Annotated in this window: 14 protein-coding genes and 1 other annotated feature; of the genes, 5 read left to right on the top strand and 9 right to left on the bottom strand. The window is 57.9% G+C overall.

What is annotated here, in order from left to right; translation table 11 throughout:
• Positions 1 to 46: 46 nt before the first annotated feature.
• Together IRT44_RS02610 and IRT44_RS02605 are read right to left on the bottom strand one after the other, a co-directional pair.
• Positions 47 to 526 carry a hypothetical protein gene (locus tag IRT44_RS02610; RefSeq protein WP_230077392.1) on the bottom strand — a complete coding sequence of 160 codons (480 nt, stop codon included), beginning with the start codon at positions 524 to 526 and terminating at the stop codon, positions 47 to 49.
• Between the two features lie 39 nt (positions 527 to 565).
• Positions 566 to 793: an aspartyl-phosphate phosphatase Spo0E family protein gene (locus IRT44_RS02605; RefSeq protein ID WP_171566814.1), complete on the bottom strand. Its 228-nt coding sequence runs from the start codon at positions 791 to 793 to the stop codon at positions 566 to 568.
• Between the two features lie 209 nt (positions 794 to 1,002).
• On the opposite strand from IRT44_RS02605, the gene IRT44_RS02600 reads away from it, so the two are divergent.
• On the top strand, positions 1,003 to 2,361 hold the full coding sequence (locus IRT44_RS02600; protein ID WP_230077391.1) for a helix-turn-helix domain-containing protein: 1,359 nt from the start codon (positions 1,003 to 1,005) through the stop codon (positions 2,359 to 2,361).
• Positions 2,362 to 2,505: 144 nt separating this feature from the next.
• On the opposite strand, the gene IRT44_RS02595 is transcribed toward IRT44_RS02600, so the two are convergent.
• Positions 2,506 to 3,129 (bottom strand): LysE/ArgO family amino acid transporter, encoded by a 624-nt coding sequence (locus IRT44_RS02595; protein WP_212132878.1) that lies wholly within the window; start codon positions 3,127 to 3,129, stop codon positions 2,506 to 2,508.
• Positions 3,130 to 3,276: 147 nt separating this feature from the next.
• On the opposite strand from IRT44_RS02595, the gene IRT44_RS02590 reads away from it, so the two are divergent.
• Positions 3,277 to 4,725: a MocR-like pyridoxine biosynthesis transcription factor PdxR gene (locus IRT44_RS02590; protein ID WP_230077846.1), complete on the top strand. Its 1,449-nt coding sequence runs from the start codon at positions 3,277 to 3,279 to the stop codon at positions 4,723 to 4,725.
• Between the two features lie 129 nt (positions 4,726 to 4,854).
• On the opposite strand, the gene IRT44_RS02585 is transcribed toward IRT44_RS02590, so the two are convergent.
• The 6 genes from IRT44_RS02585 to proB form a co-directional block, all read right to left on the bottom strand.
• Positions 4,855 to 5,184: a spore coat protein gene (locus IRT44_RS02585; RefSeq protein WP_171566817.1), complete on the bottom strand. Its 330-nt coding sequence runs from the start codon at positions 5,182 to 5,184 to the stop codon at positions 4,855 to 4,857.
• A gap of 15 nt (positions 5,185 to 5,199) precedes the next feature.
• Entirely contained in the window at positions 5,200 to 5,517 is a 318-nt protein-coding gene (locus tag IRT44_RS02580; RefSeq protein WP_171566818.1) for a ferritin-like domain-containing protein, read from the bottom strand.
• Positions 5,518 to 5,689: 172 nt separating this feature from the next.
• Complete coding sequence (locus IRT44_RS02575) at positions 5,690 to 6,496, bottom strand: isopentenyl transferase family protein (protein ID WP_171566819.1); 807 nt, start codon at positions 6,494 to 6,496, stop codon at positions 5,690 to 5,692.
• Between the two features lie 62 nt (positions 6,497 to 6,558).
• The gene (proC, locus tag IRT44_RS02570; protein ID WP_230077390.1) at positions 6,559 to 7,401 is read right to left on the bottom strand and encodes a pyrroline-5-carboxylate reductase; all 843 of its coding nucleotides are present in this window, start codon (positions 7,399 to 7,401) and stop codon (positions 6,559 to 6,561) included.
• A gap of 17 nt (positions 7,402 to 7,418) precedes the next feature.
• Complete coding sequence (locus IRT44_RS02565; RefSeq protein WP_268255206.1) at positions 7,419 to 8,723, bottom strand: glutamate-5-semialdehyde dehydrogenase; 1,305 nt, start codon at positions 8,721 to 8,723, stop codon at positions 7,419 to 7,421.
• A gap of 41 nt (positions 8,724 to 8,764) precedes the next feature.
• Positions 8,765 to 9,892 (bottom strand): glutamate 5-kinase, encoded by a 1,128-nt coding sequence (gene proB / locus IRT44_RS02560; RefSeq protein ID WP_212132874.1) that lies wholly within the window; start codon positions 9,890 to 9,892, stop codon positions 8,765 to 8,767.
• Between the two features lie 55 nt (positions 9,893 to 9,947).
• Positions 9,948 to 10,211, bottom strand: a binding site (T-box leader).
• Between the two features lie 283 nt (positions 10,212 to 10,494).
• On the opposite strand from proB, the gene IRT44_RS02555 reads away from it, so the two are divergent.
• The 3 genes from IRT44_RS02555 to IRT44_RS02545 all read left to right on the top strand — a co-directional run bounded on the left by IRT44_RS02555 (position 10,495) and on the right by IRT44_RS02545 (position 13,429).
• Complete coding sequence (locus tag IRT44_RS02555; RefSeq protein ID WP_171566822.1) at positions 10,495 to 10,908, top strand: hypothetical protein; 414 nt, start codon at positions 10,495 to 10,497, stop codon at positions 10,906 to 10,908.
• A 138-nt stretch (positions 10,909 to 11,046) separates the two neighbouring features.
• Positions 11,047 to 11,772, top strand: a complete 726-nt coding sequence (locus IRT44_RS02550) for an ABC transporter ATP-binding protein (protein ID WP_171566823.1) — start codon at positions 11,047 to 11,049, stop codon at positions 11,770 to 11,772.
• Positions 11,765 to 13,429, top strand: a complete 1,665-nt coding sequence (locus IRT44_RS02545) for a putative ABC transporter permease subunit (RefSeq protein ID WP_230077389.1) — start codon at positions 11,765 to 11,767, stop codon at positions 13,427 to 13,429. Before IRT44_RS02550 ends, IRT44_RS02545 begins: the two co-directional genes overlap by 8 nt.
• The last annotated feature ends 280 nt before the right edge of the window (positions 13,430 to 13,709 follow it).

Genomic DNA, 13,709 nt, shown 5'->3' with positions numbered 1-13,709 from the left:
AAAAAGCCCTGCTCCCAACATGATGTCGGGATCAGGGCTTTTGCTGTCATTGACCACGCTTGCCGGCGATCATTTCGATCGCTTCGCCGGTGTTGGCATCAATCATCACGTGAACATCAGCGTTCACGTATTGGTTCCTGCCGGGCTTCCCGTTTCTCGGCATCTCCACGCCGTGGAAGGTTACAATCCAGACGGGAACACCTTGTCCATGCGCATCCGTCAATCGCGCCAGCGCCATCGTCACCTTCTCGGCAGTCGCCGCGCGTGCGGAACCAATGAATCGCTTCGCCGCTGCAAGCGCAGTGTTTTCATCCACTTTTGCCGCTTCATCCAATGCCTGGACGTTCAATCCGTTGTCGACAAACGTGCAGCTTTCTGCCAGTCGCTGAACCTCGGCGGCATACACAGCCGTTCGCTCCTGTCCCGGATCGGGGGGAGAAGCGGTCAGCTGTGCTGCGGCAGCCGATGTGATTCCAACCGCAGCGACAATGACGGCACTTGCTGCGAATCCGAAAGGTTTTTTCAAGAAGCCGTCAACTCCTTTTTATCGCTCGGATATCCCGCTCTAGCCGGGATGTTTGCGGTAAGGTGAGCGGAGAAGAAACCTGCCTTTCCTGCTTTCCAGCAACATTCGCTGACGCTCCACGATGTACCTGTCCAGTTCCTGGCTTACACGCAATACAGCACAATCCGTCAACGATCCTTTTTGTTTGACAATCTCATTCAGTTGTTTTTGGAGGTTCTCAATGATTTGCGAAACGTCTTCGTGATTTTTGGCGCGCCAGCCCTCCATGTCCGAATGCCTCCAAGAATTGATAGTGCGATTCCATTTCCTTCCTTTACTGTACCTACTATTTACCAAATGTCACCAACTTCACTTTTTAGAAAACGTTCGACATTTTAATACACTGATATAAAGACAAAAAGATTTTTATTGATCTGTTTTTATTTTCTGTTTATAATCTCTATAAAATAGTAATGTTTGGAAATGGAGTGTTATAGTTGGAAAGAAACCAACGACGAAGGAAAACCCTCGGAGATTTATTATCTCTTTACCGTAAACAAAGCGGGGTTTCTTTTTCGGAAGTGGAAGCACAAACTGGTGTGACCAAAGGGGCACTTTATAAGATTGAAAGCGGGGAAACGAAGCGGCCGGAATACAAAACAGTTAAGGCGTTAGCTGCTGTCCTGCCTCAGCCCTATGAAGAAATCATTGAATATTACGTGGAAGACGAACAACGGTCAGAGACGTTATATGAAATCCTGCAGGATGTCATGCAACGAGGCAGCAGCATTCCACTGTTGGAAAAAGTGGCCGTCAAGTTCCTGCAATCTCCCCAGGCAGACACCTACACAGCATTGGAACGGCTGTATCACCTCGCTGACACCACCACCAATACCGAGCTCAGCCTGCCGCTTTTCAATACCATTGTCAAGTACGCGAGAGAACACGGAATCCCGCAGTATATTGCCAAAGGGCTGCTCAAAAAATATCTGATTGAAAGGAATGATTTGAAACGGTTGGACGATTCATTCCGAGTTGGCGAAGAAATTACGCATTACATTGACTTTTTAAGCCGAGATGAACAAACGATTTATTATTTTAGGATGGCGCTCCATGCCCACAACATCCAGCAATACGAACGGTGTATTGAATATTGTGAAGCGGGCCTTAAATTGAAAACGGCTGAAACGGAACTGACAGCCAGAGCGTACTTGGCCATGATCAACTCATTTTATTGGTTGGGGGAGTATGATGCTGTTGAATCCCACTTGCGTGTGTTTGAAAGGTTTGATTATGAATTTGTTGCATATACAGCCAAGTTTACGTGTGCGATCGTAAAAGCACGCAAAAAAGAATATGATGTGGCTGTTCCCATGCTGAAAGAGTGTTTACGCGAGGTTAGCCCGGATTCTCGCATTCATGTTGTGAATGAACTGCTGGACATTTATCTGCAGACAAACAATCATCATGAAATTGCCGAGCTGCTGAGAAAGGAAAAGGAAATCCTGCCGGAGAATCCACAGACTCCCTATAAACATCGATCGATCGGAAAGTACTATCGCTACAAGGGAGAGTTTCAAATACAGACAGGCTCCCATGAGGAAGGGATTGACAGTTATCTTAACGGTTTGTGCGCCTACGGAGAAGTGAGTGCCTACCAGGAAATAATCGAATGTATGACTGACATTCTGTCACAGTTCACTAAGTTGAAAAAATCAATTGATATACAATATGTGGAAAATATAAGGGGTTGTATGGTAAAATTTATAAAAAAAGGCAAAGGAGAGGTGTGTAATAATGAAAACATTGAAGACATTGACTGTATTAGCCCTGTTTATTGTTGTATTTATGAATGATCAGCCCATAAAAAAAGTGGGAAGTTTTAGCGCTGATATTTTGTATAAAAAAAATATTCAGATGCATACAATGGATCCGGGACATTAACCAAAAACGATTGAAAGGGAAGCCACGTGCTCCCCTTTCTTGCTTCCTGGCGATCCTTACGCAGTCAGATCCCGCACCAGCGAAACCGCCATGTACGCGGCAACGCCCCAGATGAGAAAGGCGGAGGCGACGTTGAGGGCGCGCAGCAGCCGGCCGGACGAGTCAAGTCTGCCCGCCATCCGTCCGGCCAGCGCCAGTCCGAAAAACCACAGCCAGGAGACGAGAATGCAGGCGGCGGCGAATCCCCACTTCGCCGCTCCGGCATAGCCCAGCGAGCTGGTGCCGATGACGCCGATCGTGTCCAGGATCGCGTGCGGATTCATCAGCGACACCGATGCGGCGAACATCACCTGGCGTTTCGGCGGGAACTGCTCCGCCTCCTGCGTCTCGGCAGAGGGGCGGCTTCGCCAGGTGAGGATGCCCATGTAGATGAGAAAGCAGACGCCCCCGGCATAGAGGATGGTTTTCAGCCAGGCAAAGGTGAGCACCGCCAGCGACACGCCCAGCACGGCCAGCAGGATCAGGAGCGTGTCGCAGACGGCTGCGGTCAGGACGACAGGCAGCGCCCGCCACAGCGTCGGCTGGGCCGCCCCCTGATTGAAGACAAAGACATTTTGCACGCCGAGCGGCAGGATTAATCCGAATGCGAGCACAAATCCGTGCAACGCGGCTTCCCACATGCGAAAAGCTCCTCCTTTTGCGGTGTATCTCATGGCTTCCACAGTAAGACAAATCGGGCCGTCTGTCTCCAGCCAATTGGTTTGGCAGCGACCCGACCAATTGGCTACAATAGGGGAAGCATGAAGACCGGAGGAGGGATCACGATGGTGCCGACGATTGACTGGAAGCCGGACAGGGCGTCGGATGTGCCGATCTACGCCCAGATTGTTGCCTACATCCGGGAAAAAATCGCCACCGGCGACTGGCCGGTCAAAAGCAGACTGCCGACGCAGCGGGCCCTGGCCGAGGCGTTTGGCGTCAACCGGAGCACGGTGGTGACGGCGCTGGACGAACTGAAGGCGGAAGGGCTGATCGAAGCGGTCGTGGGCAGCGGCACCGTGGTCAGCAACAACACCTGGTCGCTGCTGGCGTCCGCCCCGCCTCCCGATTGGCTGAGCTACGTCCAGGCGGGCGAACATCCGCCCAATCAGCCGACCATCCAGGCCATCAACCGGCATGAATACGATCCGCAGATCATTCGGCTGGGCACGGGGGAACTGTCGCCCGACCTGCTGCCGTCTGCCGGCATGGCGGAGATTATGGGACGATTGGGCGGACAGATTGCCCAGCTCGGCTATACGGAACCCAAAGGGCTGAAGTCACTGCGGCAGGCGATCAGCGCCCACCTGCGGACGCGCGGCATCGACGCTCCGCCGTCGTCCATTCTCGTCGTGTCCGGTGCACTGCAGGCGCTGCAGCTTATCTCGCTGGGTATTTTGCGCCAAGGCTCGGCCATATTGCTGGAGCGCCCTTCCTATCTGTACTCGCTGCCGGTGTTTCAGTCGTCGCGCATGCGGCTGACGGGCGTTCCGCTGGACGAGGAAGGGATTCGTCCGGATGCGCTGGCACGGCTGAAACAGGCTCACCAGGCCGCTCTGCTCTACACCATACCGTCCTTTCACAATCCGACCGGCATCCTGATGTCGGAGAGACGGCGGCAGCAGGTGCTGGCCGGCTGCGAACGGGAGCGGCTGCCCATCCTGGAGGATGACGTCTACGGCGAACTGTGGCTGGACGAGCCGGGGCCGCCTCCGCTGAAGGCGCTCGACCCCAACGGGCTGGTCCTGTACGTGGGCAGCCTGTCCAAATCGCTCAGCCCCGGGCTGCGGATTGGCTGGGTTGTCGGGCCGGAACCGGTTGTCGAACGGCTGGCCGACGTGAAAATGCAGACCGATTACGGAGCCAGCGCTCTGTCCCAGCTGGTGGCGGCGGAATGGCTGAGCAGCGGCCTGTACCAACGCCATCTGCAAACGGTGAGGGAGGCTCTTCGAGCGCGCAGGGCGTGCGCGTGCGAGTCGCTCAGGCGCTGGTTTGCCGATCTGGCGGAATGGCGATATCCGCAGGGCGGCTTTTACATCTGGCTGCGGCTGCGCCGGGCGGTGTCGATGCGGACTCTCTTTTCGCGGGCGCTGGCCGAGGGCATTCTGCTGAATCCGGGCTACATCTATGACGGCACGGACGACTGCCACCTGCGCCTCTCGTACGCATACGCCGATGAGCAGCAGATGGAGCGGGCGCTTCACCGCCTGTCCCGATTGATCAGAGAGATGATGTGACCGTCGGCAGAGCAGCGAGCGGGCCCCCTCACCCATGGGCTACGGACTTGTCTGCAAACAGAAGGGACATCCCTTGTCGGATGTCCCTTCAGACTGAAGACAAATTTCCCGGTTTGCAGCGATCGTCTATCAGTGATACGGAAACTGCGTGGAATATCCGCTGAACTGCTGATACGCCTGCTGCAGCTTTTGCTGGTCTTCCGCCTCCAGCTTGTACCATCCCTTTTGGAACATCAGATTAAACATCTCGCGGGCGCTGTGGTGCGTCTCCGTCAGGATGTGCAGCAGGTCGTCGTAGAGCTGCTGGTGGCTGGCTTCCCGTACGGCGACGTTCAGGCTGTCCGTCAGGTACTTGCATGTCGCCAGACCGTCGTTCAAGAAGTCACGGTCGTTCATCTGCGGCCCTTTTACCTTGGGAACACCCGTCTGCGGATTGGCAATCTGGTTTTGGTTTGGCATCTCATATCCCTCCTTTTACTGCATCTGCTGTTGTTGCTGCTGTTGCTGCTGTGCCTGTGTCTGGGGTATGGCAGCCATCGCCTGCGCGTTGTTTACCTGCAAGTGGCTAAGCAGTTTCTGGTAGTGGCGCTGATGCATCTGACCTGCTTTTTCCAGCGCCTGTTTCACCTGCGGGTCGGTCGCCTGTTGGGCGAAGAAGTGCAGCTTTTTAAACGCCAGCAGTTCCCAGGAAAGGGCGTCCTTCAAATAGCTGGCGTCTTTGGTCGAAATCACGCGGGGCGGTTGGGGCATCGGTGCCTGCGTTTGCTGAGGAGTGAACATCGTCGTTGACATGAGGCGATCTCCTTTCAGGTAAAATGGGATACACTCCATAGCTTGAGCAGCGGGAAGGCGGGTCATGACTTGTATTTGCAGGCAAAATGAAAGCCGGTTTGCCTCGTGTCAAATGACAGTCAGCAAACCGGCGAAGCCGTTGCGTATGTGGGAGTACTTGGGAGGAAATCCATTAAACCAATTGCAAGCGCATAATCCGTATGTCAATGCTGACCGGGGCAAAATTGAGACAGTGGCTCGTTTCCTGATGTAGCGCCTCTTGAATCTCCCGGGCCAACGGGGGAATGGACGTCCCATACGGGAGCCGGACATCCAGGGATACCTGCAGACGGGGCACGTCTTCAAACGTGTAGGTCATGTTCTTCACCTGGCTGACGTACGGAAAGCGGCTGCACGTCACCTGGACGATCTTGCGCAGCACCTGCGGATGAATCAGGATGCGGCCGCCGGTAAACGGCGGGTGTACCACCGTCGTTTCCCCGATCACTTCCTTTTTGGCGGAAAAAATCTGTTGGGCGGAGGCGATCATCCGCTGCCAGAAGTCTTTTTCCACCTCGACGCGGGGAATCGGGATCACGTGCTTTCCCTGGGTCTCCCGAATGTACCGGGCCGCTTCGATCTCATGCGCTGGTTTGATCGCTTCGATCGGAATGTAGCGGACAGGGGTGGGCAGGTCCAGCGCTTCCCGTATCCGCTCGATCATTCGCTTCGAGGTGCCGATCACCAACAGGCGCTGAGGGCGGAGGGCGGCGAGAGCGCGGCGCACTTCCTCCGCGTGGTCGCGGTAGTGGAAAATGGCCCGCTTGACCGCCTGGATTTTCGTTTTTTCGTACTTGGCGGAGGTGCCGGCCACCTTGCGGCCCTGGTAAATCAGGATGCCGTCGTCAATGATGGCGCTGATGTCCATCTGGTGGGCCAGCTGCAGCGCACTCGTGCTTTTTCCCGTCCCGCTCGTACCGTAGAGGGCGTAAATCTCCATCGGCTCCTCCTCGTCCGTGTTTTTTCTTTAGTATACACGATCGGGCGCAGGCGCAAAACGGATCACCGGTACTGGGCGCCAAGCTCGCGGGCCCGTTCAGCGGCGCGCAGCACCGCGGAGGTGACGGCGTGTTGAAAGCGGTACGAATCCAGGACTTCCAGACCGGCCTGGGTGGTGCCGCCCGGACTGGTTACTTTTTTCCGCAAAAGGGCGGGCTCATCGCTGGAGTGGAGCAGCATCTGCGCTGCTCCCAGCAGGGTCTGGACGGTGAGCTGCCGGGCCATTTCGCGGGACAGGCCGGCTTTCGCGCCCGCGCCTTCCATCGCTTCTGCCAGGTAGTACACGTAGGCCGGGCCGCTGCCGGAGAGGCCGGTGATGATGTCCAGCTCGTCTTCAGACACGATGTGGACGGAGCCGATCGCTTCAAACAGGGCAGTGGCGGAGCCAAGCTGCTGCTCACTCACGGCGTTGTTGGCGGAGAGGCCTGTGACGGACAGCCCGACGGCGGACGACGTGTTCGGCATCGTTCTGACGATCGGGCCATTGGTGCCCAGCCAGTCGCTGATGCAAGCCGTGGAAACGCCGGCGACGACGGAAATCACCAGTTGATCGGGACGGACGAGTCCGCGCAGGCTGCGGCACGCATCCGGAGCGTCTTTGGGCTTCATCGCCAGGATGAGAATATCGGATTGCTCCACCAGAGCGGCTTTGTCCTCACAGGCGTTCACCCCGAACGTCTCTGCCAGATGCCTGAGCCGCGCCTGGTCGCTGCGGTTGGCGACAAAAATCCGCTCCGGTGCAATGAGTTCGTTTTTCAATATGCCGGCCAGCATGGCCTCGACGATCGAACCGGCTCCGAGAAAGCCGAGCCGCGTATCGAAAGAGAGCGTTGAATGTTCACTCATGCTGCATTCTCCTTCCGTTAGCGAATCTGTCCGCTGCCGCGCACGACGTACTTGCTGGACGTAAGCGCGGGCAGGCCCATCGGACCGCGGGCGTGCAGCTTTTGCGTGCTGATGCCGATCTCCGCGCCAAAGCCGAATTCCCCGCCGTCCGTAAAGCGGGTGGACGCGTTGTGGTAGACGGCGGCCGCATCGACGGCGGCGAGAAACCGTTCCGCTCGCGCGGCGTCCTGCGCCACGATCGCTTCAGAGTGGCCGGTGCCGTGGCGGGAGATATGGTCCAGTGCGTCGTCCATGCTGTCTACCGTGCGCACGGCCAGGATCAAGCCAAGGTATTCCGCATCCCAGTCCGCCGGCGTGGCGGGTACGAGCCGGTCCGCCAGCTCCGGATGGAGCCGCCGCGTCTCCTCGCAGGCGCGCAGTTCGATGCCGGCCTCCATAAGACGGGCCAACAGGTCGCGCCGGTGCGCTTCAGGCCAGGCGCGGTGCAGGAGCAGGGTTTCGGCCGCGTTGCAGACGGCAGGGCGGCTCGTTTTGGCGTTGAGGGTGATCGTTTCCGCCATGGCGTACTCGGCGGTTCGGTCGATGTAGATGTGGCAGTTGCCCACGCCCGTCTCCAGCACCGGGACGGTGGAGGTGCGCAGCACACGGCTGATCAGCGAGGCGCCGCCGCGCGGAATGACGACGTCGATCAAGCCGTTGGCCGTGCACAAGAGATCGACCGATTCGTGTGCGTCATAGGGCAGGTACTGCACGGCCTCTGCCGGCAGCCCGCTGTCCGCCAGAGCGGCGCGGATGCTGTGCGTCAGGGCGAGGTTGCTTTCCCGGGCACTGCGGCTGCCGCGCAGGACGATCGCATTGCCTGTCTTGAGCGCAATCGCCGCGGCGTCCACGGTGACGTTTGGCCGGGCCTCGTAGACCATGCCGATCACGCCCAGCGGGACCCGCACCTGCTGAATCACCAGACCGTTTGACCGGGTCCATTGGGCTGTCACTTCGCCCACCGGATCGTTCAGCGCGACCAGTTGGCCAAGCCCTTCGACCAGATCGCGCAGCCGATCCGGCGTCAGGCGCAGCCGGTCCAGATAGGCAGCCGGTTGACCGTCCGCTTCCGCACGGGCCATATCCCGCTCGTTGGCGGCGAGGATGGCTGCTTCGTCAGCCAGCAGACGTTCGCCGATTGCCTTTAGGGCGCGGTCCTTTTCCGGGCGGGACAGCAAGGCCAGGTGCCGCGACGCCTGTTTGGCCAGGCGGATCTGTTCGTACACGCGTTCCTTCAGGTTTTGCTCCATGTGTGGTTTTTTCTCAGTTTGGCTCTTCTCCACATTCCTCATCTCCTTTAACGCGAGGGAATCCCCCGCCTGCTTCACGTTCTCTCGCTGCCGCCGATTGCCGCAAAGCACGCTGCTTCCGTCCATTGGTCGCGGTGGATGACGATGCCTTTCGGCGGACTGGCGGCAGAGAGCTTTGCCCGCAGCTCGGCGGCGCTCCAGCGGCTGACGCCGCGACCGATCATTTGGCCGTCGCAGTACACCTCGATCACCTCGCCGGAGGCAAACGCGCCATCCACGTCCCGCACGCCGGCCAAAAGCAGGCTGCGCTGGTGTAGCAGCACAGCTTCGGCGGCGCCGTGGTCCACGCTGATCCGCCCGCGGACGGGGGAGTGAAGCGCGATCCACTGCTTGCGGGTCGGCAGCGCGTGGCCGGCGGGCGATTCGGGACGGAAGCCGACGTAGGTGCCGCTGCCGCTGCCATCCAGCACGTCAAGCAGGTCGGACGGCTGCGCCAGGCGGCCGATAAAGCTGGGAACGCCCAACTGCCGGGCAGTCTTGGCGGCAATCAGCTTGGAGCGCATCCCGCCTGTGCCCAATCGGGAGGCTCCGCCAGCCAGCGCCTCCACTTCGTCGGTGACGGCGGACAGATAGGGAATGCGGACCGCGTCCGCGTGGGTGCGCGGGTCCTTGTCGTACAGCCCGTCGGTATCCGTCAGGATCAGGTACAGGTCGGCGTGTACCAGACCGGCAACCAGCGCGCCCAGCATGTCGTTGTCGCCAAAGGTCAGCTCCGCCACGGAGACGGTGTCATTTTCGTTGATGATCGGCAGGACGTTTTTCTCCAGCAGCAGAGACAGCGTCTGAAAGGCGTGCTGATAGCGTTCGCGGTCGGAAAAGTCGCCCCGGGTCAAGAGGATTTGCGCCACGGTGTAGCCGTATGCGGCGAACAGTTCGGTGTAGGTTTGCATCAGGAGGCTTTGCCCGATGGCCGCAGCTGCCTGTTTGGCCGCCAGCGTGCGGGGACGCTGTTGGTACCCCAGCTTCCGAAAGCCGCTCGCCACCGCTCCCGAGGAGACGAGCACGACCTGATGGCCGGCGTCTCTAAGACGGCTGACGGCCGATACGAGCAGGGACATTTTCGCCGGATCGCACCCGCCGCCCGGCGCCGCCAGCGAACTGCTGCCCACTTTTACCACCAGCCGCATTTTTCCCTTCTTCATCGTGTAACCCTCCTCATTCCAGCAACAAAAAAGCAAAAAACCCTTTCATCCCACACATAAGGACGAAAGGGTATCTCTCTTCCGCGGTACCACCTTATTTAACGGTATGCAGGCGTAAAGCACGAGGCGTTGTCCTCGTGTTCAGCCGCCAAACCGTTCGGCTCTCTTTCTTTGATAACAGGTGAAAGAAACCTGTCCAGGTCATCCCTGGCCGCTCAGGGGTGGGTTCAAACCGGTTCATGGGCGAAATCTCTCAGCCGCTGAATCTCGCTCTCTGTACCTGAAGGGCGGTTTTACTGATCCCCGTCATCGCCATAGGCTATACACTTTTGTTCAATCGCGTTTGTTAATTCATAATTATTCGCGTGGGCCTGTGCAAATGTCAAGGGGGTTTGCGCACATATTTTTTTCGCATGTCCGGATTACGGCTGCCGCTCCCGACACCGTCTGACTCGTGATTGCGCTTATGTTTCCCGCGAAAAACAGCGCGCAAACACGGTGCGGCAAAACGATGTGAGCTGGTTGCGAGATAGGGGTTGTTTCCGTGGAGAAATTATGGCTATCATGGAATGAGGTTGAAAAACAGTTGAGGTGGAATAGGCATGTTCGGTTTTGGGAAAAAGGAAAAAAAGATGGACGGCATCGATGTATTGCTGATTAAGACGGAAGAATCGCAACTTCGCGACATCTACATGGTCGCGTTTCCCAGCATGTATGCCAATGACATTGTCAGCATGCTGCAAAAGCTGGAAAAATCGCCGCTGAACAATCGGGAATACCTGGGGGAACTGGGCGGATTCCGCATCATGATCCACCTGGAGGCCATGACCCGATATGAGGTGCTGGACGATGCCGACATGGAGGCGCATCCGCTCCAAATCAGCGACTTTGCCAACTTTCTGCTGCGCCGTCTGGAGACGCTGGAGGCAAACGGCCAGCTGCCTGAATCGGAAGACGTGGCGTTCTTCATGGGCGAGCTGACCATGCTTCGCGACGGCAGTTTTATCCCGCAGTAACACGCAAGCCGGCATTCTTGCCGGCTCTTTTCTCAGGCGCAGGAGAACCGCAGGGTGCAGGGGAGATACGAAACTCATTATCGGCTGGTTCGTATTACGTGTAAGTACGACGCACTTCCCGGCAAAAGGAGGACGACCATGATCGAACTCGTGGACGTGAGCAAGAGCTACGGCGGTACTGTCAAGGCGGTTGACCGCCTCACCCTGACCGTTCCCCGCGGGGAAATTTTCGGTTTTCTCGGGCCAAACGGGGCGGGCAAGACAACGACGATCAAGATGATTACCGGCATCGTCCGGCCGGACCAGGGAACCATCCGGGTGAACGGCCGAGATATCGGGACCGAACCGCTGGAGGCCAAGCGGCAGTTCGGTTATGTGCCGGACAGTCCCGACTTGTTTTTGCGCCTGAAAGGGCTGGAATACGTCACCTTTATGGCCGACATGTACGGAGTGCCGCAGGACGTGCGCAAGGAGCGGATCGCCCGGCTGGCCGAACGGTTTGACATGACCGACGCCCTCTCTGATCCGATTCAGAGTTATTCGCACGGCATGAGGCAAAAAATCGTAATCATGGGGGCCCTCGTCCACCATCCGGAAGTCTGGATTCTCGACGAACCGCTGACCGGGCTGGACCCAAAATCAGCGTTCACCCTGAAGGAAATGATGCGGGAACACGCTGACAGCGGCCGGACCGTGTTTTTCTCCACGCACGTGCTGGAAGTGGCGGAGAAGCTGTGTGACCGCGTCGCCATCATTAACAAGGGCGAGATTCTGTTCTGCGGCACGTTCAAGGAGATGCAAGAGCACTTCCGCTCCAGCGAATCGCTGGAACGGCTGTTCCTGGAGCTGACGAAGCATGAATAGGACCTGGAAGTTGACCAAGGTGCTGATGAAAAACGGCAGCGGCCTTTTGAGCGGGAAGCGGGGGAATTGGTGGAAAAATGCGCTGATTATCCTGCTGTTGGCTGTCGCCTTTTTCCCGATGATATCCGGATACGTGATGGGGGTCATGGGCCTGTACGACGGACTGGCGGCGAGCGGGCAGCAGAGCGCGCTCTTGGGGATGGGGATGGCAATTGCCAGTATGGGCATCCTGATTTTCGCCCTTTTTTACGTTCTGACTGTATACTACTACTCGCAGGACGTGGAGCACCTGCTGCCCCTGCCGCTCAAGCCGTCCGACATTCTCGGGGCAAAGTTCCTCGTCACGCTGGTGTACGAGTATGTGCCGACCGCGTTTTTGCTGCTGCCGCTGCTGATAACGTACGGGGTGAAAAGTGGCGCCGGACCGCTCTACTACCTGTACGCGGCCGTCGTCTTTTTGACGCTGCCGGTCATCCCGCTGGTCATCGCCTCGCTGGTGGCCATGCTGTTCATGCGGGTGACCAGCGTGGGGAAAAGCAGGGACCGGCTCCGCCTGATCAGCGGCGTAATCGGGATCGCGGCCGTGATTGGCGTTCAAGTTGCCATCAATCGGAACAACGCAGGGGAACACAGCTTCGAGCAGTTGGCACAAATGCTGATCTCGGATAATAACGCCCTGCTTTCGCTGGTCACCCGACTGTTCCCGAACACCAGGCTGGGGGCGTTGGCGCTTGTCGAGTCGGGAGCTCTCGCCGGCCTATGGTACCTGCTCGCCTTTGTGCTGGTGTCGGCGGTGTTTGCCGCGGGCTTTGTCATGCTGGGAGACCGCTTGTACCTGAAGGGTGTCATGGGGATCTCCGAGACGGCGGCCAGGCGCAGGCGTGTCAGCGGGGATGAGTTTGACAAGCTGACCGGACGAAGGTCGCCTGTGCTGGCGTTCGCCAGCAAGGAATGGAAGGTGCTGCTGCGCACCCCTGCCTTTTTCCTCAACTGCGTCCTGTCCTGCTTCTTGTTTCCCTTGCTGGTGTTCATTCCCGTGCTCAGCCGCCCGGACGGGTTTGAAACAGTGGGCGAGTGGGGGCAGTTTCTCCAGAAAGACGCCTTTGCCGGAATTGGCGTGGCGGTCTTGTTTGTGCTCGCCATTTTCATGACGGTCATGAACAGCGTCTCCGCCACGGCCTTCTCGCGCGACGGGCAGTCCTTTTTCGTCAACAAGTACCTGCCTGTTTCTTACGTGCAGATCATCGCGGCCAAAGTGGTGCCGGGCACGATACTGGGCATCATCAGCATGCTGCTGCTGTGTGCCGTCCTCGGGCTGGTGTTTCATCCGCCGCTGCAATTTCTCGTGATCGCGTTGCTTGCCAGCCTGCCGGGCATCGTGTTCCTCAACCTGATCGGGATCATGATAGACCTCAGGATGCCCAAACTGGACTGGGATTCAGAGCAGAAGGCGGTCAAGCAGAACTGGAACACGCTGTTCTCGTTGGCGGCCGTGGTGGTCATCGCAGCGCCAACGCTGTACCTGGTGTTCCAGGTGACGCCGTCGCTGTACGGCATCAGCCTGTTGCTGTTTGGCTTGTTTGCCGTCTTCGACCTGGTGCTCTGGCGGGTGCTGGTGACCAAAGGACCAGAATGGATGGAGAAGATCAAGTCGTAAGAAAAAGTGCATGGCAAGGAGAAATGGGGCAAAGAAAGCCAAGCGGGCCCCATCACTCATGTGCCGCGGACTTTGTCTGCACGCTGAACCGGAGGAGTCATTCCTTCGGTTTTTTGCTTGGCCTAGTGCGGCACAGGGAGCGGAAAGACGCACGACACAGAGCTTAAAAACTGGATGATGTTTCCTGAATGCAGGATGATCGGACTATTGGGTCAGGCGGAGAGCTTGTGCATCCCATCCTAAATTTTTTAAGCTATCTTTACAAAGGTGGGAACTGTTG

It is taken from the genome of Brevibacillus sedimenti (genome assembly GCF_020923495.1).
GTDB classification, from domain to species: domain Bacteria; phylum Bacillota; class Bacilli; order Brevibacillales; family Brevibacillaceae; genus Brevibacillus; species Brevibacillus aydinogluensis.
Note: the sequence above shows the minus strand (reverse complement) of the source record. Positions and strands in the feature narration are given on the sequence as shown.